The organism is Deinococcus arboris (assembly GCF_009755355.1).
In the GTDB taxonomy this organism is placed as follows: Bacteria; Deinococcota; Deinococci; order Deinococcales; family Deinococcaceae; genus Deinococcus; species Deinococcus betulae.
Window position 1 is genome coordinate 1 of sequence record NZ_WQLB01000043.1, and the last position, 19,789, is coordinate 19,789.

Genomic DNA, 19,789 nt, shown 5'->3' on the forward strand with positions numbered 1-19,789 from the left:
GGGTGGTCCGGAAATTCGGTGACAGTGTGCCGCCCGAACGGGCGACACGCTCCTGAGGGTTCTGGCAACTTAAGCTCGGTAGGCTGGGAAGCTGTGACTGACCGGAAGCCCTCCCGCCACCGTTTTCCCCTCAGCGTCATCGGTTACGCCTTACGGCAATGGAACATCACATTTGCCCCGCTCCTCACCGAAGAACTGCGCCACCGAGAACCCCGCCGGGGTTCTCGGTGGCATCTGGACGAGGTGTATGTCAAGGTCGGAGGCGTCAAGCACTGGTTGTGGCGAGCGGTCGACGAACACGGGGACATGTTGGACATTCTCCTTCAGGAACATCGCGATACGGAGTCGGCTAAATCTTTTTTCGTGCGCCTGTTGGGGGAATACGACGTTCCGGAGGTTATTCACACCGACAAGCTCTGGAGCTCTGGGGCGGCGATTCGGGAACTCCCTGTGCTCCACGGCGTGGAGCACGTTCAGGTCATCTCCACCGCCCGCTGCAACAACTTTGTGGAACAGTCCCATCGACCGACACGGCAGCAGGAACGGAGTCAGATCGGCTTCAAACGACGGCGGCGAACTCAGGAATTTCTCGCTCTGCACGCCCGAGTCTCGAATCTTCACCGCTGCACCCGAACCACTGTCCCTGCCACCACAAGAGGTAACCAATCCACAGCGGTTCTCTTCTGGAAGGAAGCCATACAGCGCTGAACATCAGGCCGCCCGCTGATCTCCTGTGGCCCCGCTCGGTTAAGTTGCCAGAACCCTGACGAGAGACGTCCCACACACTGAGGACATTTCCAGAACCCGCCCAAGTTTCTGTTCGCAGCAGCTTGAACTGCACCGCAGGACGACCCGTAAAGAGTGGGCGTCCCGCACCCGCCAGAAGCGGGAAGGTCGTGAGATGCAGCTCGTCCACCAGCCCATGCACCAATAGGTGATTCCACAACGCCCGGCTCTGATAGATGAGCAGGCTGCCCTGGCCTTGCGCTTTGAGAGCGGCAATTTCAGCCTGAGCGTCCACCAAGCGGAGAATGCGCGTACTGGCCGTCCAACTGGTGAGCTCAGCAGCCGTCAAACGATCAGAAACGATGATCTTCGGAATCACTGCCAGGCGTTCGGCAAATTCACGGCGGACGGGTGTCGCTGATGGGTCCCCAAGGACGCCTGACCAATACGTCTCATTGCCGAGAGCCGCCGCTCGCCCCCCAAGCAGCAGCGTGCTGGCCTCCTGCAGGAGCGCCGTGTTGTAGTCATCGAAGCAATCATCGTTCCGGTAATCAGGATGGCGATATCGGAAGAGGTCAGAGAAGTCGCCATTGAGAGTGTCGTAGAAGCCATCCAGGGTGACGAAATTGCTGACGATCAGTTTCCGCATAGGGACTCCAGAGTGAGCGGGCACAGTATGGTTGACGGAACCGGCTGTCAGTCAAAAAGGGCGCGCTTGATGGCTGCGGACCCCCTGGTGACGCTCTCCCGCCGGCGACCTCATGAACCCCCAAATGCGCAGCCCCAAAGCGTTCTGAACTGTGCCACAGCATCTGAATCTCAGTGAAGGCCACTCATGGTGCCGGGCGTGCCACATCCGGCTGGAAGCGCCAGAGCGCTGCTGTCGGCTGAATGCCCGCGTCATACCCACCGGCAATCAGCGCGCCCCCATCCGGCAAGCGGCTCACCGTGACAAATTGGTCGTTGCCTGGCATGGTCCCCATGACCGCGTCAAACCGGCCCAGTCCCACTCCCTGCCGCTGTTCGGTGTACACGTCTGCGCCACCCGCACCCGCCACCAGGATGCGCCCGTCAGCCAGCCGGACGACCGCGTCCGTAAACTTGTAACGGGGCCGCGTCATGCTGGCGGTCACCCGCGTGGCCTTTCTGGCAGGATCAAAGACTTCTGCACTTGTGAGGACCGTGTCCCGGTCATATCCCCGCGTGCCCCCCAGCAGCAGCACTTGACCTGAAGGCAGTAAAGTGCCGGCCAGCTTGTTACGCGGCGTTGTCATGCGGCCTGCGGCATGAAAGGTATTGGTCTTTGGGTCGAAGAGTTCCAAGGTGTCCAGGGCGCCGCTGCGGTCGGCGTGGCCGCCTGCGATCAGGACGCGCCCGTCCATCAGCCGCACCGCCACGTGTGCGGCGCGTGCCTGGGTGAGTGAACCAACAGGGACAAACTGACCAGTCTGCGGGGTATAGACCTCCGCAGAGTTGAGTGCACGGCCCTCACGCACAGTGCCGCCAGTGATCAGGACTCGGCCGTCGGCCAGCAAGGTGGCCGTGTGCGCACTGCGCCGCTCGCGCATGGGGGTGGTCAGCGTGAAGCGGCCGGTCTGCGGGTCATACCGCTCGGCTGTGTCGACGACTCGCCCGACCGTCCAGCCGCCTGCGATGAGGACCTGGCCGTCTGCGAGTCGCGTGGCAGTCTGACTGACACGGGGGCTGGCGAGTGACCCGGTCGGGCGAAGTTGACCGGTACGGGGGTCAAACAACTCTGCGGTGGCACTCTGGGCGTCAAGCTCGCAACTGGGCCGGGTGCAGCCGCCCACGATCAGGACTTGCCCGTCCAGTAGGGTGGTGGCGGTTTGGGCCGCGCGGGGAACGGAGAGGCTGCCGGCGCGGTGCAGGCGGCCTGGAGTGGTCAAGGCCAGGGCCCCGGTGCTGAGGAGCAGGGCCATGAGCGCCACCCGGGCGGTGTTGGTCATTGGCTCCATCGTAGCCGGTTGGGTGAGGGGTGACGGTTGCGACTCGTGCTGGGGCTGTTCAGCCACCAAAGGGTAAAGCACGGAGCCTGAAGGAGCTGAGCGGCGTACGGCTACGTCCACCAGAGAGGGCGTCACTCCCCATCTTGACTGCGTCGTTAAGGCTTCATTTGACTTTCTCGACGGATCTACTTCTTGCGTCACGTCCAGAACAAGGGAGCTCACTGGCCTGACTACCGATGATTCGGACAGTTTGAGGCCGCTTTGAGACCGAAGTCCAGTGGCCTAGACGGCATGGTTGTGAATTCGTCGAAGTAGGGCATCCAGGCCGAGCTGCGAGAACATCACTTCGGTGAAGAGGGCGTTATAGGCCCAGCATTTCATGTCCTTCAGGTAAGACACCAGCCTCTGGCCCCTGCCCGATTGCCACACTGCTTCCAAGCAATCAACCATGTTCCAGGCGCACGGTGGCGATGTCCAGCGTCAGCGACCCCGTACCACAGGCCCTCTCAAATGAGCCGGCCACCTCCAGAAGTCTGGCGGAGAAGGGTATGCCGGAATCCCCCTCAGTCCTCTTCAGTGGAATGGAGTTCGTTCAGCAGAGTTCCTGGCCGCGCCCAGCGCACCACTGTCTGACGCGAAGTTCGCTAGAATAAGGGGGTCCCAGCAATGGGACGGGGTGCATGACAACCGGGAGGGAGGCGCAGCACGGGACATGCGAACACGCACCCGATTGCGACTCGGGTGCGTGAAAAGGAGGTGATTCCTTATGGCTAGACACCGTAAGGATACACCGAAGCGCCCGCAAACGCCAGGGAAGTGGGGTGAAGTGGCCGTCCTCGTGACGGCCCTCGGCACCCTCCTCACTGGCCTTGCGGCGCTTCTCAACGCCCTGAAATAAACCTCTCGCTCCCGGTTCGCACTTCTGATCTGCCCTCAGCTCACCGCTGGGGGCAGGTCTGTGCCGCGGCAGGCCACCGACTCAAGTCCCTGTCCGAACACTTAACTCAGTGTGATGTCCTGCACCTCCGACAAGTGAGGCTGACGGAGTTCCGCTCGGTCCCGTCCACCTGTCTTTGCCTCATAGAGGCGCGCATCCGCCAGGCGTAGCCACTCCTCCACTGTCTCGACCTCGGCCCGCGCCGCGCCCCCCAGACTCACCGTCACCCTGACACCTTTCCAGCTTCCCTGTTGCCTTACGCGCGCCAGCAGGGCTTCTGCGACCGTTTCCACCTCTCCACCACCTGGTAGAAGGACCAAAAACTCTTCCCCGCCCCACCGCGCCACATGACCATGCGCGCCGACTCCCTGCTTCAGGCAGCCGGCCACGCTCTGCAGCACTTGATCTCCAACGTCATGCCCAAACCGGTCATTAATCCGTTTGAAGCGGTCCACATCAACCAGAAAGACCGCTGCCCGCGGGGAGAGAGAGAACGTGGCCTGTACGCGGGTCAGCATGGCTCGCCGGTTGGCCAGGCCCGTCAGGAGGTCTGTGTTCGCCAGCGCCTCAAACGCCGCCGTTTCTGCCCGCTCAATCGTGATATTGCGCCCGAACGTCGACAGGTGCGCCGCCAACACCCCGGCCAGGCCCACATTCCAAAGCAGCGAGTACGGGCCACCGTGGACCAACAACGCCACGCCCACGGCCAAGAGAAGGGCCCCTGTATACAACACGGCCTGTGCCAAGGGAAGCACACTGAACCCAGCCAGAAGGAGGAACACGCACCCAAACAGGATGTCTGCCGTCAACGGTGCGGTTTGCAGCGCCAACTGCGCGGTCACTAAGCCGCTCGCCGCCGCGAGAATGCCGTAGTCTACCCACTGCCACGGGATCCGCTGTGACCAGAGTAGACCCCACGCCAGGAGGCAGATCACGCTGCCAGTGAGCGGCCACCAAATGGGTGGTCCCGTCCCAATCACCATCAACATCAGGGCCGTCAAGAGCTGTAAGCCCGCACCCAGCCCAGACACCCAGAGGTAAGCGGTGCGGCGCTGCTCTTCCGTGAGTCGCCAGCGGTAGGGAACGGGCTCGCCTGAGCGCGTGCGTTGTGCAGCTGTAAGAAGGGTCCGCGTTTTCAAGCGTGTTGATCTCCCAATGATCCCGCTGGTCTCTGTCACCAGTGTCGTCCCGTCACGCTCACAAAACGCGCACTTTCAACTTCAGCGCTCTTGAGGCGATTGCACAGACCGTCACGTTGATCGCTGCGCCGCTTAGCAACAGCCGCAATACGAGTGGTCAGAGCAGACCCGCACCATGCGAAAAACTCCAGACGACGCCTTGCCTGTGGAGTGGGCGGCCCTGACCCTCAGGTCAGTTCAAATCAAGGGCATGGATTCAGCACAACAGCCCATTCGTGAATCACACGGTTCGGCCCTGCAGCCCTGATAGGTCCCTGGCCGCGCCAAGACAAAATCTGCGTGAGGGACACCCGCTAGAAGAGTTCACTCGGTGCGATGATCTACCCCGCCAGACGCACCTTCCTCTGGCGGTTGACGCCCTTTCCCTTTGGCGTTCTGGACCAGCCAGACGCACGTACAGGACACCCGAACTGTGCTGACAACGTCTTTCCTGGGCTTTTAGTGTGCAGCAAACTCTACTCATGTCCATCCAGCCACCCTTCACTTCACTCACCTTCAAAGATGAGAACTGGTGGAGTACAGTGCCTTTACCTGTCCCGTTTTTCGATGGATTGGCACTTCCCTTCAACTTTAATGTCGATCCTGACAGTGCTCAGTGGGAAACTGCGCAAGCAGCGGCCCTCGCCTTCCTCAACCTGACCGCGAAGGCCCGCGAACAAGCGACCCCACCTGTCCTGGCCGACCTCCACTTCAGTCTCGAGGTCACGTCGTACGGCGACGAGGACTACGAAGCAGAGATGGCGGCCATCAGGACTTCAGACGCCCTCTGGACGCAGGTCACGCCGAAAGCGGTCTGGGTCGTCTGTCCATCAGAGGCACCAGGGACACCGTATGTACTTGTCTTCACCGAGCCCAGCTGGGAACAGGAGCATGGCCTCCAATTGGTCCTTCGCTGGGGAGATCAATTGGTCTGCCTCAGGCCGAACGAGTTGGGCCTTCCAGATTTGACCAATCCTCAGCGGCAGGGTGTCGTAAACCCGCCACTGGACCTCAACGACGCGGGATGACTCATGCAGTCTGTCCAGCAGTTCGGAAGATCACCGCAAACTGTAAGTGTCCACCCTCGGTCTTCCGTCTACTCACAAGCTGCATCAGGTCGCCCGATGCATGTCCCTACACCCCCCCATCATGACCTTACCCGGCGGGTGGTAAGGAACAATGCAGAACCACAGGGCGCGCTGTACTGAACTGCAGCATGCCTGACTGGTCGTACCGTCCTCTCCTGCGGCCACTCCTCTTCTGGCTGCCCCCTGACCACGCCCAGCGCCTCACCCTCACGGTACTCAGCCGAGTCGGCACCCATCCCAGAGGCCGGCAACTGCTGGACCTCGTGGGTCGTCTCCGACCTCACCCGTCTCTCCAGCGGGTCCTTCTCGGCTTCACCTTCCGGGCGCCCGTCGGGCTGGGCGCCGGCGTAGATGTCGGTGGCCAGGCCGCCGCAGGGCTCTGCACTTTCGGCCTGGGCTTTCTTGAAGTCGGCCCACTCACGTTGGACCCAGTTCCGTCTTCTCCGCAAGACCCCCTGGCAGTTCGCAATCCTAGGACAGAGACTTTGCAGAGCGGTCACCGCCTCATCAACCAGGGCGTCCACGCGGCACGCGTGGCCCTGGCGGGACAGCACCAGCCAGGCGTGCCCCTCCTGGCCCGTCTGGCACACGCACCGGACGCGACTGGACCTCAAGTGATTGCCGAATGGCATGAGCAGATTCAAGTCCTTCAACCGGTGGTCGACCTCTTCACCTTGGACATCACAGCGGCCGCAGTGCCCCAGTTGTACGCTGACACACTGCGCAGACTGGCGGCCGCGTCCGCCCGGCCTGTACTGCTGGCTGTGCCGCCTGATTTATCAGCAGAGCACCTGGCCAGCGTCTGCGCCATCATCCGTGCTGCTGCGCTGCCTGGCGTCCTGATCAAAGACACGCAGGCCTCCTCTCAGGGGCAGACAACTGGACCAGCCAGCTTCGCGCCGACCCTCCAGACCCTGGGCCAGGTGCGTCAACAGTTGGGGCCTGAGGCCCTCATCGTGGCGGGCAGCGCCCACACTCCGGAAGAGATCCACAGCCTCCTGGCGTCGGGGGCCAACTTGGTGCATCTGCGGGCCGGCCTGATCTATCACGGCCCTGGTCTCGCGCACCGCGTGCACGAAACACTGGCCCTGAGCGCACCGCCGCCGCCCACCCCCCGCGGCTGGCTCTGGATGCTCCTGCTTGGTCTTGGGCTCACTCTGGGGGGAGTGCTGGCAAGTTGGATCGGGCTCCAGTGGGTCGTCTTACCTTACGACGAAGCCTTTCTCCGTCAGGGGGGCCCTGGACTGGAGGACCTGAACCCTGCGCGTTCCTGACGCATGACCGGCTGACCCTGGCGGGCACCATGGTGTCGCTGGGCGTGCTGTATGCCGGGCTGGCCTGCGGCCCCTTGCGGCGCGGGCGGGCCTGGGCCTGGGACGCGCTGCGGTGGTCTGGCGGCGTGGGCTTTCTGAGCTTCGGGTTGTTCCTGGGCTACGGTTATTTTGATCCGCTGCACGCTACGGTTTCGCTGCTGCTTTTGCCTCTCTTTGTGCTGGGCCTCCGGGACCGACCCCAAGCAGAAGGACTGGCTGATGGGCCTGACCTGCGCAATGACCGCCGCTGGCAGCTGGGCATGGCAGGTCAACTGCTGTGGGTCGCCACAGGAACAGGGTTGATGCTGGCCGGCTTGACCATCTGCTTTGTTGGGGTGACCCAGGTCTTCGTGCCGCAGGACCTGATGTTTCTGCACACGACGCCCGAGGCGCTGAGGACCGTTAATACCAATCTGGTGCCGCTGATCGCGCATGACCGGGCCGGATTTGGTGGGGCCCTGGTTTCGAGTGGCATCGGGGTGCTGCTCAGCGTGCTGTGGGGCTACCGGCGTGGCGCCCGGTGGTTGTGGTGGACCCTCCTGGCGTCGGGGGTGCCTGGGTTTACGGCGGCGCTGTGGGTCCATCACCATGTGGGCTACCTGGAGTTCTGGCATCTGGCGCCGGCGTGGCTGGGGTTGGCGCTGTTTGTGGGCGCCCTGGGGCTCTCTGCGGGCTTCTTGCATGACCAGGCGCAGCGAGCAGTGGATAACCCGTAGAAGCCAGATGAAAGTCGCGGCGAGCCCAACTCTGTGTTGAAATGAGCGGTGACGATGGACACCCTGGTCATCACGATGCCGAATGGTCAGCCTCTTCAGGTCTACCGGGTGGATCCACCCGGACCAGTCGCCCTGACGGTGTTCTGGCACCACGGCACCCCGAATGTTGGCTGGCCGCCCGCACCCCTCTTCACCGCGTCCGCTGCTCTGGGTGTGCGCTGGCTTGGCGTTGACCGCCCAGGCTACGGAGACCGCCCACGCCACCCCGGCCGGACGGTCGCCGACGCGGCGCACGACGTTGCGGTCATCGCCCGTGCACTGGGCATCGCGCGCTACGCGGTCATGGGGCACTCGGGCGGCGGCCCACATGCCCTGGCCTGCGCCGCCCTCTGCCCCGAGCAGGTGGTGGCCGCCGTTAGCCTCGCTGGCCTGGCGCCCTACGGTGATCCGGCCCTGGACTATTTTGAAGGCATGTATCCCGGCGGGCGCGCGGAACTGCAGGCGGCCCTGAAGGGCGAACCCGCGCTGGCCAGGGTCCTAAAAGACAGCGTGTTCGACCCGGAGATGTTCACCCCGCGCGACCACGCAGCCCTAGCAGGTGACTGGTCCTGGCTCAACACAGTGGTCCGCCCCGCGCTCGCCCAGGGGCCAGGCGGCATGATCGACGACGACCTGGCGTACGTCCGGCCCTGGGGGGTGGAGCTGAGTCAGGTGCAGGCGCCGGTCGCGCTGTATCACGGGGGCGAGGACCGGATCGTGCCGGTGGCGCATGCAGCGTGGCTGGCGGCCCACTTGCCCCGGGCGACCCTGACCCGGTCAGCGGGGGACGGGCACCTGTCGGTGCTGAACGCTGGACCGCAGGCCCTCCACTGGCTGCTCCACCAGGCCGCCGGCTGAACGGGGCAGCCGCTGGTTCGTCTTGCGTTGCCACGTGAACTGATGCGGGCCTGTCCCTCGCCCTGCCAAGCCTCGCGGCTCAAGCGGCTAACCCGTGTATTCGCCTTCAGGAGGCGCAGATGAGTCAGACAGATGTGAAGCGGTTGCTGCTCATGCAGGTAGGGTCCATGCCGGCCTACCAGATCCCGGTGGTGTGTTACCTCGTGCAGACCACAACTGGCCGCAACATCCTCATTGACACTGGTCTTCCAGACCCCATTCCTGAGGCCGCCGCCGACTTTCAAAACGGGCAGGATGTGCTTCAGCAGTTGGCTCGGATTGGCGTCGCCCCGGAAGAGATCGATACCATCATCTCGACGCACTACGACATTGATCATGCCGGGCGCCACGCGGCTTTTCCGAACGCACAATACGTGGTGCAGCGGACTCACCATCTTGATGCGGCGAGCAATCCACGCTTTGACGCTCTCCGGGCCCAGTGGGATCAGCCTGTCGACCGCCTGCAACTGATCGACGGCGACACGACCCTGCTGCCGGGTCTGGAACTCATCGAAACGAGTGGGCACGTGCCAGGTCATCAATCGGTCCTTGTGCGGTTGCCGGAGACAGGGTTAGTGCTGCTGACGGTGGACGCGGTGCCGTTCCAGGCGGGGTTGACCCGTGACCCACAGCAGGCGGGGAGTGCGCCGGATGGTGAACTGACCCGGGCCAGCACGATCAAGTTGCTGGACCTGGTGGAACGCGAGCAGGTGGAGCTGGTGATTTTCGGACACGATCAGGCGCAGTGGGCAGAGCTGAAGCAGCTGCCGGCGTCTTACGAGTAAGGTGACGCGCACTCCCAGCCAAATGGTGACGGAAGGGCTTCTGGTCACGGGCGGTTCACCTGCCTTCCAACTTTAAGTTGCCAGAACCCACTGGACTAGCTATCCGGAGGCGGGCTGCATATCGAGCAATGGACCGGAGATCTCAACCCCCCCCAGGAATCACGAGCTGAAGCGTAGGGTACGCCTGCCGGTAATGCGTGTCGTCCAAGGTGACCAAGTGTGCCCCCACTGCCAGACTGTGGGCGCCGATCAAGAAGTCGGCGAGGATGCGGCGGGGTGGTCCGCCTCCAGACTTCGCACGCCGCCGGGCATACGCGCTGTACGCCTGCCCGCTCTGCCGCCAGACCGCTTCATCAGTGGCCCAGTCCACCTGCACCTGACCCCGAGAAAGAAGGGAATCGAGACGGCTGGGCGTCGTGCTTGGGGCGGCCAACAATTCAGCGTACACGCTGCCATGAATCATCAAAGGGCCAGCCAGGCGCAGGGTATTGAGGGTGCGGGCGATGCTTGGTGCGTGGACTTCTCCACTGAACAGCGCGCTGAGGACATTGGTATCGAGACAATGGGTCATTCGTCGCCGGCACCGTCACGCTGCTCTCGCCAGTAGGTTCTGGCATCGGTGGGAAGGGGCGGCAAGGTGCCGATGAGGGCGGTGAAGGGGTTGTCGTCTTGAGGGGCGAGGAGGGTGACGGTATCACCCTCAATCTGGAAGACCAGGCCGTCGCCCTGCTTCAGGCCGAGCCGCTCCCGGACTTCGCGGGGGAGGGTCACTTGCCCTTTGCTGCTCAGTTTGGCGGTCACGTTCATGGCAGGCTCCTTACAGATCAGTATAAAAGTAAGGAACTAGGAAAGCCAGGGTACCTTCACTGAAGAGCCAGAAAATCCACTCCGGCTCGTTGCCAAGGGAGGTTGTGGCAATTAAAGTGCGCCTGAAAACCGTGCTGAAGCAGGTTTTCCTTAGAGCTGAGCCGCGTGGATATGGCGGTGGCAAAAAGGTCAGAGGATGGAAGCGTCATCTGCTTGTGGATACATGCGGGCCTGTTATGGCGATTGGGGTCCATGCTGCTGCACAGGGCACGCGCTCGCCCAGCCCTAGAGGGCAGGCAAAGGGTGCCGGGGCACGGCCGAGAGAATAAAAGGAGCTAGAGGCGTACCGAGGTCTAGTGGATGACCACAGGCATGACTGGCGCGATGATGAGAGCCTTCCAGGCCGTCTTGGTGCAAGAGTCTCCATTCTCAGGCGGCCACACTTTTGCCCTGCTCAATCCTGTGGTCATGCAGTAGTGCTCAAGAACAGACGACGTTGATTAGGGACATGCACTGGGGGTGGTGCCAGGAACCACCACGAACAGACAAGCTCACAGATAAACAAACCAGCCTACGGCATGGCTGTGGGGTCAACTCGACAGCTGTTCTGGCACTGCCTCATATTGAGCAATGTTGGTCTCCGCCACCCGGAAGCTCAACAGCTGCTCAACAGTTGCTCAGGCTGGCTTGAGCTGCCTCTGACCGTGGGGCGGCTGCGGCGTGGTCTGCTGACCCATGGAACTCATCCTGGTCGGCGTGCTGCTGATGGGCATCTGTGTCATGGGGACCGTACTGTGGCAGGCGATGGCCCCAGCTGGGCAGACCGTGAGCACACCCTGGGGTCCACGTACGGCCATGACCCTGTATTTCGTCCTGCCGGCCCTGCTGGCCTACTTGGATCTGCTGCAGAACCTTTAAAGGGTTGAGCACCAAGTCCGGCGCCCGGAGAACCGTCGCTCGCCGTGCCTGTTGACTTGCACCTTGCTTTAACCGCCTGGTCATGTACGCTGCACCTACATGGAACTTCTGACGGTGGGCGTCATGATCAGCATCTGTGCCCTGGGGGCCACGGTGTGGCGCGGCATGGCCACCGCTGGGCAGCTGATCCACACGGCCTGGCCCCTGCGTGCTGGGCTGACGCTGTACTTCGTCTTGCCTGCTCTGGCCCTGTGCGTTGACCTGCTGTCTCGTGGCTGACGGTGTCAGGCCAGCGGCCTGATGGGTGTCCCCCCAACCCTCAACGCCCGCTAAGGAAGAGCTGTGCGGGCCCTGAACGTGGGCTGATGTGCCGCGTCTCCAGGCATGCTCTCGTGGTGCATGGAGCCTCTGAGTGTTGGTGCACTCTTCGTGGGCGTGGCCGCCCTGGGGGTGCTGGTGTGGAGTGTCTTGAAGCTTGGGGTGTTGCCCGCCGGGCAGCCCTGGCCTCAGGACGTCGTGTTGGCGCTGCATTTCTCGCTGCCGGTCCTGCTGGTGTGCGTCGCCCTTTGTCAGACCAGTTAGACGGGTGCCTGAGTCAACGTGGGCTAAATGCTGGCTCTGGACTGGATGACGGCCCGCTGCACTGCGTAGGCGCCCACAGTGGTGTGATGGGGCATGGACCCACTGAGCCTTGGGGCATTGATGTTGATGGCCGCTGCCGCCGGGCTGCTGACCTGGACGCTGGCCCCGCTGTTTCACCCGAGGGCACAGAAGCTCCTGAGACACGGCAGCCTGCTGTCCCTGCTGCTGGTGCTGAGCCTGGTGGGGGGCAGCGTCACGTTGTGGCAGGTCAGTCAGGTTCGCGCGACGACTCCGGTGCCAGTCGCAGCGCCCCCCTTGACCTGGACGGCTGAGCATATGGAGCGTCTTGAAGGCCGCCTGACCCTGCAAACGGTGGACTGATATGGACTCCGATTAAATCGTTTGCAAAAACGATTGAATCCGAGCAGAGCGAGCAGGAGCAGGGCGGGTTTCGGGCGTGGAGTTTGGCAACCAGTTCTGTCCTGGTTTGTTAACGGAATAGACGGAATCCGTATGAGGCAGTTACCCGGCCCTGGGTGGGGGCATCTTCCCACCACTGCGTCGGATTCCGCACAGGCGCTTGGCCAGCACATACGCTCTGATGCGTGCTGATGCTGTGGAGTGGTGTCTTCGTGTGTGTGGCGTTGGCGCTGGCGGTCTGGGCCATCCGGCAGGTGCGCTGTTGCCAGGTGGGGGCGGCCTGGCCCGTAAGTGCCCTGCTGATCCCGCCCCTGGTGCTCTTGCTCCTCATCGGCAGCGTCGGCAGTTGGCAGGCCGCCCAGTCCAGCGCTTCAGACCTGCTGCGGAGCCCGCAGCAGGAGGGGGCCGGGATGGGTGTGACTCCTCTGCTCCAGGAGCGCAGCCCTCTTCTGCTGCTTCCCGTGGGGAGAGAGCGGTCAGCATGGTTTGATGCGGCATGGTGCCGCTGCTGATCTGCTTTGGGTCTCTCCTGCTGTTCCTGGCCGGCACAGAAGTCCTGGGCCGCGCCAGGACCGCTGGGCGGCCTAAGCGCTGGGGCTGGGTCCTGGTGGCCGCCGCGCCGGTGCTGCTCATCGTGGGCTCGGTGATCTGGTGGATGTCCCTGAGCGCAGCCGAGCAGGAACGGCAGCGGGCCAAACGAGTGGCGCAAGGTGCGGTCCAGCTCTGCCGCATGGGTGACGGTGTGATGACGGAGGGCGTGGTGTGATCAAGTATGGCCACGTCTGGACTCGCCTTTCTGGCCGCTTTCATAGGCCTTGGGATTGTCAGTGGCCAACTCCGCAGCCGCGGAAGGGCGTCGGCACACCGTGCGGCTGGTCTGTGGCGTCCTCCTGGCCCTGCTCAGCACTGGGGTCAGACTGGTCGTGCAGAGCTTGGGCATGATGTGTTCGCAGACAGTGGGTAAGCTGCCCAGTTGATGCGCGCAGGCAGGTAGCAGGCCGTGGACCGAGCGTGGAAGTTCTCTGACGCTCCACCCACCTCCGCCGCAGGCGTCCTGCCTGTGAGGCCGATGAAGAGCCGCTGATACCGAGTTGAGCACAATTCTTGAACTGTTAACAACTGTCGTGCTGGCCACCCTATAGGGCCCAACGGCCGCCGCACCGCGCCGACTGCTGAGTAGGGCGGCCCCCTGGTGTTATCGAGTACCGGCGGAGTGCACTCTCAACACATGTCGGTGTCTACCACTGCTCATCTCCTTGGCTGCATTACCGCTCTACTCCATGTGAGGCGTCGCCTGTAGAGTAGCTTCGCCTTCACGTTGAGACCATGACAGCTACGCCCACTCGACTCTGGAACCGTTCGTTTCTCCTGTGGTGGCTTGGCAGCGCATAGAGCGCTCTAGGCACCTCGCTGGCCGGCATCGCCACGAGTTTCCTGGTGCTCCACCAGACCGGCAGTGCAGGCCTCATGGGTGTCAACCTGGCCCTGACCCTCCTGCCCGCCCTCTTCTCGCCCCTGTTCGGCGCGCTGATCGACCGCTGGCCCCTGCGCCTCCCGCTCCTGGCAGGCAATCTCCTCCGGGGCGCCCTGCAACTGACGGTGGGCCTCCTTGCCCTGCAGGGTGAGGTGCCGCTGCCTGTGATCTACACGGCTTCGTTTCTGACGGGACTGATCGGTGCCTTCTACAGTCCGGCCAGTCTGGGGGTGGCGCCCCGCCTGGTCCCACCCGCGCACTTGGCGCGGGCGTCTGGGTTCCTCCAGGGCAGCACACAGACCATGCAACTCGCCGGGCTCATTGGCGGTGGCGTCCTGGTGAGCGCGGTGGGCAGCGCCCCGGCCCTGCTGGCGGATGGCGTGTCGTTTCTGGTGTTTGCCACCTTACTGTTGGGAATTGAGTTCCCCACCCGCCCACCGAGCCCTGCAGGACAGGGGCTCTGGGTCGACGTCCGCGCGGGGCTGGCGTACGCCCGGCGCAGCCCATTGACCCTGAGTCTGCCCGTGCTGGCGCTCCTGATCAATGCCTGTTTCGCGCCGCTGGAGATGCTCCTGCCCGCTCGTATGACGGCGCTGGGTGCCGGCGCTCAAGGCTTCGGCCTGTTCTTCGGCCTGCTGCTGGGCGGTCTGGCTGCCGGAAGCTTCGCCCTGGCCGCGCTGGGGGCGCGGGTGCCGGTGCGGCGCCTCAGTGTGCTGGGGTTGGCAGCTATGGGATTGACCGTGTTGGTCCTGAGTGTCTCGCAGACAGCTGCCCAGATGTATGGGCTGGCCGCGCTGCTGGGGCTGGCCAATGCCGCCACCAACGTGTCCATTGGCGTCCTGTTTCAACAGTGCATTGCCCCCGCGTTTTATGGTCGGGTGGGCAGCCTCCTGACGGTGGTCAGCATGGCGGGCATGCCCCTGATCTTGCTGCTCCTGGCTCCTCTGGCAGACCAGGTGCCGGTTCAGGTGATTTTTGGAGTGGCGGGGAGTGTGACCCTGCTGGCTGCGCTGGTCTGGCACGGCGTGCTGCGGCTCGAAGAGACGGCGGCGGCCCCGACCAACACCTAGAGGCTCAAACGCGCTTCAGGCCTTGGGGTGATGAGCGTCCGCCCTCGCCGCGGAGCCGTATCTGAGGACGTCAGCTCTCGGGAGCAGGGGTAAACAACAGGCCCACCAGACAGGGTTCCGCCTCAAGGGTCTGACGCTGCTGGGCCGCTTGCTCCGTCAGCCAGGTTGTCAGGTCACGCAGTCGGCCCTCTAGCTCGCGCTGGGTGGCGGGGGTCAAGCGGCAGCGGCTCAGAAGACTCAAAGCGCCGGGCAATGAGGTGTCTGGCTGCACGTTCTGCGGAGCCAGGGTCGTCCGGAGATGGCCCTGCCCGTCGGGCGTGATCAGGAGGTCGGTCTGAAGGTCAGCTGCAAACAACTTGGCCAGATGAAGGTCCACCTCCTGAACAAATTCGCCGGAAACGCGGTCAAGCAACTCACGAATGGTCGCGTGAGAGGTCAGAGTAAACGGGACCCGGAAGCCTGAGGCGACCGCGCGGTAGATCTTGACTGGTCGGCCGGTCCGGGGCCGCGTCCCCTCGACCACAATCAGGCCAGCAGACACCAGCTGGGCCAGGTAATGGCACGTTGCTTTCAGGGGAACCCGGGCCAGGTGTGCAACTTCACTGGCACTGAGGGAGCGCTGACAGAGGGGAGCGAGCAAGCGCAGGCAGGCGACCTGCTGCAGAAGCCGCGCCTGCGTGGACGTGGTGGCCGTGAACATGGTCGGGCTCACCGGCCCAGTCTGACAGAGGCAGGGGACGCCCCCAGAGGCGAGACGTGGAGACTGACCGGGAAGCCTTCACCTTCACTGTGATGGGTCGGCACCCAGCCAGACCAACGCCACCCACTGGTGCCAGAAATCTAACGCCTGAACAGCGTCAGTGAAGAGGGATATAGGCTTTTACGCTCTCTCAAGCGTGCAGGCGCCGTCCAGCTTCAGGGCCAGGACAACAGTGGGGAAAGACAGGAGTGGCTGAAAACCTCAGTCACCCCTCTCTGGTCACTCACCATTCTGAACCTACAGGTTGGGGACTGAGGCCCAACTGCAAGGCGTAGCGCTGGCGCTCTACGGATGCCAGCGCCTGCTGGGACGAGACCGCATACCGGGTGAACACCGCCAACAGCTCTCGTTGCAGCGCTTTGGCTTCCTGAAACGTCAGGGAGACCATGATGTTGGTATGCCACAACGCTGGTGCGCCGGGCGCCAAGAGGTCTTCCTGACGCCAATCTGGCCGGTGATCTGGCACTGCCTCCCAGTTGACAGACGCATCTTCCGTACTGAGGTAGAGCCGCACATGCCACCCGCCCCCTTCGCCGGCCAGGGCCGCGACCAGGCGGGCACCGAAGGCCTGACGGGTCTCCGCGTCCCGCTTCAAAAAGAGGTCCAGTAATGTTTCGGCCTGCATCGCGGAGAAAGGCAAGACGAAGCCTTCGGCCACCGTGCGGTAGCGCCGACTGGGGCGCCCCCGGTGCTGCTCGGTGGCCGTCACTTCCAGTAACCCCAGTCGGGTCAAGCGACCAATTTGATACAGCATGGTGTCCACCCGGCTGCCGATCACCCGCGCCGCTTCTGTCGCTGTGCATTCGTGCCCAAGAAATGGCCGCACATACCGGAACAACTGTGGATTGAGCAGGGTTTCAACCGCCTGCGGATCGGTGACGGTGGTCCAGCGCTGAACTGAAAAGTGCCCTTTCATTTCAATACCGTAGTGCATCATTCTCCCGTGCGGGACGTGCAGGCGCGGGTTTATACCGAGATGCGCCCTGTTCTTCCGTCCCCGTTGCTAAGGAGCATCTATGAACAAATCTGCTTTCGTCTTGATCCTTCCGGTGGTGCTTGCAGCCTGCGGCCAGTCCACGCCGTCCAGTACACCGGTGGCCAGTGTTCCCCTGCTCCACGCCCAAGCCGGCACCTGTCTGGGCCAAACCGCCACGATTGAAGCCCAACCCAATCTCATAACCATCGGCACCACGGGGAACGACGTCATTGTGGGTACGCCAGGGGACGATGTGATCTACGCGGATCAGGGCGACGACATCATCTGCGGCCTGGGCGGCAATGACGTGATTTACGGCGACTGGAACGGCATCTCGAATGCGGTGCTGTATGGGGGCCGTGACCAGATTGATGGCGGTGACGGGAATGACTGGATCTCCGGCAATCCTGGCGATGACACGCTGTATGGGGGGACGGGCGACGATCATGTCCAGGGTGACGCAGGCGGCGACACCTTGTACGGCTTCACTGGCAATGACTACCTGCAGGGTGACTCTGGCCGAGACAACCTTTACGGAGAAGCAGGTGACGACACGCTCAGGGGCAATGGCGATACGGACTTCCTTGATGGCGGTCCCCAGTATGATGACTGTGATGGGGGCGGAAACGGCCTGTTCAAACCTGACAAGAAAGTGAACTGCCCCTGACCGCTGTCCAAGGCGAGGTCGGGTAAGCAAATTGCTGCCTTGGACTTCGCTTGGTGCCTCACGTCCAGTATGCGAACCAGGGAAGGACTGCACGAAGTTGTCAGTGGGGGCGATCCTGGCAACCTGACGTGAGCAGGAACTCAAGAGGCGGCTTGAGCATCAAGCCGCCTGCATCATTTCTGGCCAGAATCGACTGAAGCATGAATCAGTGTTTGCCATTCAACTGAGCCGCATGCCCGAGATGAGTGACAATCTCAGGGGTACAGGCACCACTGGGATGGGCTTCTCAGGGCCCAGCCGGTCAGCTGGGCAGAGGGCTGCGGCGAGGCCAGGCCGGAGCAGTGAACTGCACCCAGGCCCCACCCGTGGGCCGATTGCCCAGGCCTGCCGAGCCGCCGTGCGCCTGGGCAATGCTCTGCACGATAGCGAGACCCAGCCCAGCTCCGGTCGGGTCACGCTGGGCGCGGTAGAAGCGTTCAAACCCGCGCTGCAGCCCCTCAGGCGTGAAGCCCGGACCCTCGTCCCGAACCTCAAACGTGACGGTCTCCAGGTGCTGGAGCGCCTGCACGGCAATGGTGGAGCCGTGGGGCGCGTGGCGGGCTGCATTTCTAAGCAAGTTCCAGAGGGCCTGTTCAAGCCGCAGGGGGTCGGCCTGCACCCACAGCTGCGTCAGGCCCTGCACTTCGATGACCACCTGATGCTCCGGCATGATAGGCCGGACCCGTGTGGCCAGCTGGTCCAACCAGGCGCGCACCTCCAGCGGTTCTGGGCGTAGAGTCTCGCCCGAATCCAGGCGGGTCAGCGTCAACAGATCCTCGACCAGTCGGCCTGCCCGGTCAGCTTCACGGCGCGCCGACACCAGCAGTTCCAGGCGCATCTGTTGGTTTTCCGGGGCGCGGGCCAGGACTTCCAGATAACCGCCCAGCGCCGTCAGGGGTGTCCGCAGTTCATGGGAAGCGTCGGCGGCGAACGCGCGGGTCCGGGCCTCTTCGGCCCGCAGGTCATTGAACGATTGATCCAGCCGGTCGAGCATGCTGTTGAGGCTCTGGGCCAGAGCCCGCACATCGTCATGACTGTCAGGGACAGCGAGGCGCTGATGGAGTCGGCTGGCCGACAATTCCCGGGCCTGGGCCGTGATGCGGCGCAGGGGGCGGAGGCCCAGCCGAATAAGGGTGACCCCAATCCCACACGCCAGCGTGACCAGCACCGCCGCGATCATGAGGTTAATCCGGCACAGCCGCAGGACGAAGTCCGAGATGCTGTCCAGATTGGCGGAAAGGCCAACCACGCCACCAGGCACAGCCCGCAACTGCACCAGCGTGTGGGGAGTACGGTACTCGGCGGGAAGGCCCTGGCGTGCCCGTTCCAAGGCGGCCACGGGTGGGGCAGGATGCTGGAGGCCGTCCGTAAAGTGGGGGGCCTGGCCAGGCGCGATCCAGACCCCCCAGCTGTCACTGAGTTGTGCAGCCGCCTGTAAGCGGTTGCGTAGGGGGCCGCCCGATGTGTTCAGGTGGGTCAGCTCTTGCCGCAGCGTCTGCCTCAGCTGGTTTTCGGCGTAGTCGCGCGCCTGCAGCAGGACCAGGCCATACATGCTGAAGGTCACGATCAGGATGGTGACGAGGAGCGCCAGAAAGAGGCGCAGTTCCAGAGGGAGGCGCAGCAGAGCCCGCCTTATGCGGTGGGCAGTCACCGGCGCTCCTGCAGTAAGTAGCCAGAGCCGCGTAGCGTATGGAGCAGGGGCGGATCCCCCAGTGCCCGGCGCGCATAGCCCACGTACAGTTCGACCACATTGTCACTGCCCAGGAAACCCTGTCCCCAGACTGCGTCCAGAAGAACTTGTTTGGGCAACACCCGTTCGCTGTGGCGGGTCAAGAAGAGCAGCAGGTTAAAGGTGGTGGGCCGCAGGTCCAGGCGCCGGCCTCTCCGAAAAGCCTCACGGGTGCCTTCATTCAGTTCAAGGTCGGCGTAGCGGGCCAACTCCACGATATCCGGTCGGGTGCGGCGCAGCACCGTGCGGATGCGGGCCACCAATTCTCCAAATGCGAAAGGCTTGACCAGATAATCGTCGGCGCCGCCCTCCAGCCCCCGGATGCGGTCTTCAACGCTGTCGCGGGCCGTCAGCATCAGGACGGGGACCGGGGCCCTTTGCCGCAGGTCACGCAAAAAAGCGTAGCCGTCGGGGCCCGGCAACATCACGTCCAGAATAATCAGGTCGGCGCCAGTTTCGGCGTAGCGGCTCAGGCCCTCACCGGCGGTGGGCGCCGTGCTGACCTCAAACCCTTCGTAGCGCAGTCCTACCTGAAGGTAGTCGCGGATACCCGGATCGTCTTCCACGATCAGCAGGCGGGGGAGAACAGCAGACACACTCACCCCTCCGGCATAGCACGCCCGCCTGTGCGCCGCCTGTGCGCGGGGCCTCCGGCTGCACAGGCCACGCACAGCTGACCTGCTTACCGTACAGGAGGCCGC

General features: G+C 63.5%; 20 protein-coding genes and 2 pseudogenes. 13 read left to right on the top strand and 9 right to left on the bottom strand.

Annotation, left to right across the window (positions count from 1 at the left end):
- Nucleotides 1–93: 93 nt before the first annotated feature.
- Entirely contained in the window at nucleotides 94–708 is a 615-nt protein-coding gene (locus tag GO986_RS20360) for an IS6 family transposase (protein WP_369409504.1), read from the top strand.
- A 115-nt stretch (nucleotides 709–823) separates the two neighbouring features.
- Here GO986_RS20360 and GO986_RS20365 read toward each other — a convergent pair.
- The 3 genes and pseudogenes from GO986_RS20365 to GO986_RS20375 all read right to left on the bottom strand — a co-directional run.
- Nucleotides 824–1,375 (bottom strand): annotated as a pseudogene (locus GO986_RS20365) (dihydrofolate reductase family protein); the annotation flags it as partial.
- A 184-nt stretch (nucleotides 1,376–1,559) separates the two neighbouring features.
- Nucleotides 1,560–2,693, bottom strand: coding sequence for a Kelch repeat-containing protein (locus GO986_RS20370; RefSeq protein WP_198170859.1), 1,134 nt, complete (start codon nucleotides 2,691–2,693; stop codon nucleotides 1,560–1,562).
- Between the two features lie 999 nt (nucleotides 2,694–3,692).
- Entirely contained in the window at nucleotides 3,693–4,631 is a 939-nt protein-coding gene (locus GO986_RS20375; protein WP_157461360.1) for a GGDEF domain-containing protein, read from the bottom strand.
- A 659-nt stretch (nucleotides 4,632–5,290) separates the two neighbouring features.
- Between GO986_RS20375 and GO986_RS20380 the strand changes: the two genes are divergently transcribed.
- The 5 genes from GO986_RS20380 to GO986_RS20400 all read left to right on the top strand — a co-directional run bounded on the left by GO986_RS20380 (nucleotide 5,291) and on the right by GO986_RS20400 (nucleotide 9,646).
- Complete coding sequence (locus GO986_RS20380; protein ID WP_157461361.1) at nucleotides 5,291–5,836, top strand: DUF6985 domain-containing protein; 546 nt, start codon at nucleotides 5,291–5,293, stop codon at nucleotides 5,834–5,836.
- 188 nt (nucleotides 5,837–6,024) lie between these two features.
- Nucleotides 6,025–7,170 (top strand): dihydroorotate dehydrogenase, encoded by a 1,146-nt coding sequence (locus tag GO986_RS20385; protein WP_157461362.1) that lies wholly within the window; start codon nucleotides 6,025–6,027, stop codon nucleotides 7,168–7,170.
- A 29-nt stretch (nucleotides 7,171–7,199) separates the two neighbouring features.
- Nucleotides 7,200–7,925, top strand: coding sequence for a hypothetical protein (locus GO986_RS20390; RefSeq protein WP_157461363.1), 726 nt, complete (start codon nucleotides 7,200–7,202; stop codon nucleotides 7,923–7,925).
- 54 nt (nucleotides 7,926–7,979) lie between these two features.
- The gene (locus tag GO986_RS20395) at nucleotides 7,980–8,822 is read left to right on the top strand and encodes an alpha/beta fold hydrolase (RefSeq protein ID WP_157461364.1); all 843 of its coding nucleotides are present in this window, start codon (nucleotides 7,980–7,982) and stop codon (nucleotides 8,820–8,822) included.
- A gap of 119 nt (nucleotides 8,823–8,941) precedes the next feature.
- Nucleotides 8,942–9,646: an N-acyl homoserine lactonase family protein gene (locus GO986_RS20400; RefSeq protein WP_157461365.1), complete on the top strand. Its 705-nt coding sequence runs from the start codon at nucleotides 8,942–8,944 to the stop codon at nucleotides 9,644–9,646.
- A gap of 142 nt (nucleotides 9,647–9,788) precedes the next feature.
- Here GO986_RS20400 and GO986_RS20405 read toward each other — a convergent pair whose 3' ends face one another.
- Nucleotides 9,789–10,217, bottom strand: a complete 429-nt coding sequence (locus tag GO986_RS20405; RefSeq protein WP_157461366.1) for a type II toxin-antitoxin system VapC family toxin — start codon at nucleotides 10,215–10,217, stop codon at nucleotides 9,789–9,791.
- The gene (gene mazE / locus GO986_RS20410) at nucleotides 10,214–10,453 is read right to left on the bottom strand and encodes a type II toxin-antitoxin system MazE family antitoxin (RefSeq protein ID WP_157461367.1); all 240 of its coding nucleotides are present in this window, start codon (nucleotides 10,451–10,453) and stop codon (nucleotides 10,214–10,216) included. The genes GO986_RS20405 and mazE overlap by 4 nt, the downstream gene beginning before the upstream one ends.
- Nucleotides 10,454–11,188: 735 nt before the next feature.
- Between mazE and GO986_RS20415 the strand changes: the two genes are divergently transcribed.
- The 6 genes and pseudogenes from GO986_RS20415 to GO986_RS20440 form a co-directional block, all read left to right on the top strand.
- The gene (locus GO986_RS20415) at nucleotides 11,189–11,371 is read left to right on the top strand and encodes a hypothetical protein (RefSeq protein WP_157461368.1); all 183 of its coding nucleotides are present in this window, start codon (nucleotides 11,189–11,191) and stop codon (nucleotides 11,369–11,371) included.
- A 99-nt stretch (nucleotides 11,372–11,470) separates the two neighbouring features.
- The gene (locus GO986_RS20420) at nucleotides 11,471–11,650 is read left to right on the top strand and encodes a hypothetical protein (RefSeq protein ID WP_157461369.1); all 180 of its coding nucleotides are present in this window, start codon (nucleotides 11,471–11,473) and stop codon (nucleotides 11,648–11,650) included.
- A 120-nt stretch (nucleotides 11,651–11,770) separates the two neighbouring features.
- A complete protein-coding gene (locus GO986_RS20425) occupies nucleotides 11,771–11,953 on the top strand; it encodes a hypothetical protein (RefSeq protein WP_157461370.1) in 183 nt (60 codons plus the stop codon).
- A 93-nt stretch (nucleotides 11,954–12,046) separates the two neighbouring features.
- A complete protein-coding gene (locus tag GO986_RS20430; protein WP_157461371.1) occupies nucleotides 12,047–12,334 on the top strand; it encodes a hypothetical protein in 288 nt (95 codons plus the stop codon).
- A 535-nt stretch (nucleotides 12,335–12,869) separates the two neighbouring features.
- Nucleotides 12,870–13,139, top strand: coding sequence for a hypothetical protein (locus GO986_RS20435; protein WP_157461372.1), 270 nt, complete (start codon nucleotides 12,870–12,872; stop codon nucleotides 13,137–13,139).
- Nucleotides 13,140–13,780: 641 nt separating this feature from the next.
- A pseudogene (locus tag GO986_RS20440) lies at nucleotides 13,781–14,917 on the top strand (MFS transporter); the annotation flags it as partial.
- A gap of 70 nt (nucleotides 14,918–14,987) precedes the next feature.
- Here the strand turns inward: GO986_RS20440 and GO986_RS20445 are convergent.
- Nucleotides 14,988–15,629: an ArsR/SmtB family transcription factor gene (locus GO986_RS20445; protein WP_157461374.1), complete on the bottom strand. Its 642-nt coding sequence runs from the start codon at nucleotides 15,627–15,629 to the stop codon at nucleotides 14,988–14,990.
- 271 nt (nucleotides 15,630–15,900) lie between these two features.
- Complete coding sequence (locus tag GO986_RS20450) at nucleotides 15,901–16,593, bottom strand: hypothetical protein (protein ID WP_157461375.1); 693 nt, start codon at nucleotides 16,591–16,593, stop codon at nucleotides 15,901–15,903.
- A gap of 100 nt (nucleotides 16,594–16,693) precedes the next feature.
- Here GO986_RS20450 and GO986_RS20455 point away from each other — a divergent pair, with 100 nt between their 5' ends.
- Nucleotides 16,694–17,320, top strand: a complete 627-nt coding sequence (locus tag GO986_RS20455; RefSeq protein ID WP_157461376.1) for a calcium-binding protein — start codon at nucleotides 16,694–16,696, stop codon at nucleotides 17,318–17,320.
- A 301-nt stretch (nucleotides 17,321–17,621) separates the two neighbouring features.
- On the opposite strand, the gene GO986_RS20460 is transcribed toward GO986_RS20455, so the two are convergent.
- Both GO986_RS20460 and GO986_RS20465 read right to left on the bottom strand, forming a co-directional pair.
- Complete coding sequence (locus GO986_RS20460) at nucleotides 17,622–19,010, bottom strand: sensor histidine kinase (protein WP_369409505.1); 1,389 nt, start codon at nucleotides 19,008–19,010, stop codon at nucleotides 17,622–17,624.
- A complete protein-coding gene (locus GO986_RS20465; protein ID WP_369409506.1) occupies nucleotides 19,007–19,684 on the bottom strand; it encodes a response regulator transcription factor in 678 nt (225 codons plus the stop codon). Before GO986_RS20465 ends, GO986_RS20460 begins: the two co-directional genes overlap by 4 nt.
- Nucleotides 19,685–19,789 lie beyond the last annotated feature (105 nt).

Excerpts from the sequence above, each read along its gene's own strand:
- GO986_RS20370 (WP_198170859.1), bottom strand. The coding sequence starts at position 2,693 with ATGACCAACACCGCCCGGGTGGCGCTCATGGCCCTGCTCCTCAGCACC.
- GO986_RS20380 (WP_157461361.1), top strand. The coding sequence starts at position 5,291 with ATGTCCATCCAGCCACCCTTCACTTCACTCACCTTCAAAGATGAGAAC.
- GO986_RS20385 (WP_157461362.1), top strand. The coding sequence starts at position 6,025 with ATGCCTGACTGGTCGTACCGTCCTCTCCTGCGGCCACTCCTCTTCTGG.
- GO986_RS20390 (WP_157461363.1), top strand. The coding sequence starts at position 7,200 with ATGGTGTCGCTGGGCGTGCTGTATGCCGGGCTGGCCTGCGGCCCCTTG.
- GO986_RS20395 (WP_157461364.1), top strand. The coding sequence starts at position 7,980 with ATGGACACCCTGGTCATCACGATGCCGAATGGTCAGCCTCTTCAGGTC.
- GO986_RS20400 (WP_157461365.1), top strand. The coding sequence starts at position 8,942 with ATGAGTCAGACAGATGTGAAGCGGTTGCTGCTCATGCAGGTAGGGTCC.
- GO986_RS20405 (WP_157461366.1), bottom strand. The coding sequence starts at position 10,217 with ATGACCCATTGTCTCGATACCAATGTCCTCAGCGCGCTGTTCAGTGGA.
- mazE (WP_157461367.1), bottom strand. The coding sequence starts at position 10,453 with ATGAACGTGACCGCCAAACTGAGCAGCAAAGGGCAAGTGACCCTCCCC.
- GO986_RS20415 (WP_157461368.1), top strand. The coding sequence starts at position 11,189 with ATGGAACTCATCCTGGTCGGCGTGCTGCTGATGGGCATCTGTGTCATG.
- GO986_RS20420 (WP_157461369.1), top strand. The coding sequence starts at position 11,471 with ATGGAACTTCTGACGGTGGGCGTCATGATCAGCATCTGTGCCCTGGGG.
- GO986_RS20425 (WP_157461370.1), top strand. The coding sequence starts at position 11,771 with ATGGAGCCTCTGAGTGTTGGTGCACTCTTCGTGGGCGTGGCCGCCCTG.
- GO986_RS20430 (WP_157461371.1), top strand. The coding sequence starts at position 12,047 with ATGGACCCACTGAGCCTTGGGGCATTGATGTTGATGGCCGCTGCCGCC.
- GO986_RS20435 (WP_157461372.1), top strand. The coding sequence starts at position 12,870 with ATGGTGCCGCTGCTGATCTGCTTTGGGTCTCTCCTGCTGTTCCTGGCC.
- GO986_RS20450 (WP_157461375.1), bottom strand. The coding sequence starts at position 16,593 with ATGAAAGGGCACTTTTCAGTTCAGCGCTGGACCACCGTCACCGATCCG.
- GO986_RS20455 (WP_157461376.1), top strand. The coding sequence starts at position 16,694 with ATGAACAAATCTGCTTTCGTCTTGATCCTTCCGGTGGTGCTTGCAGCC.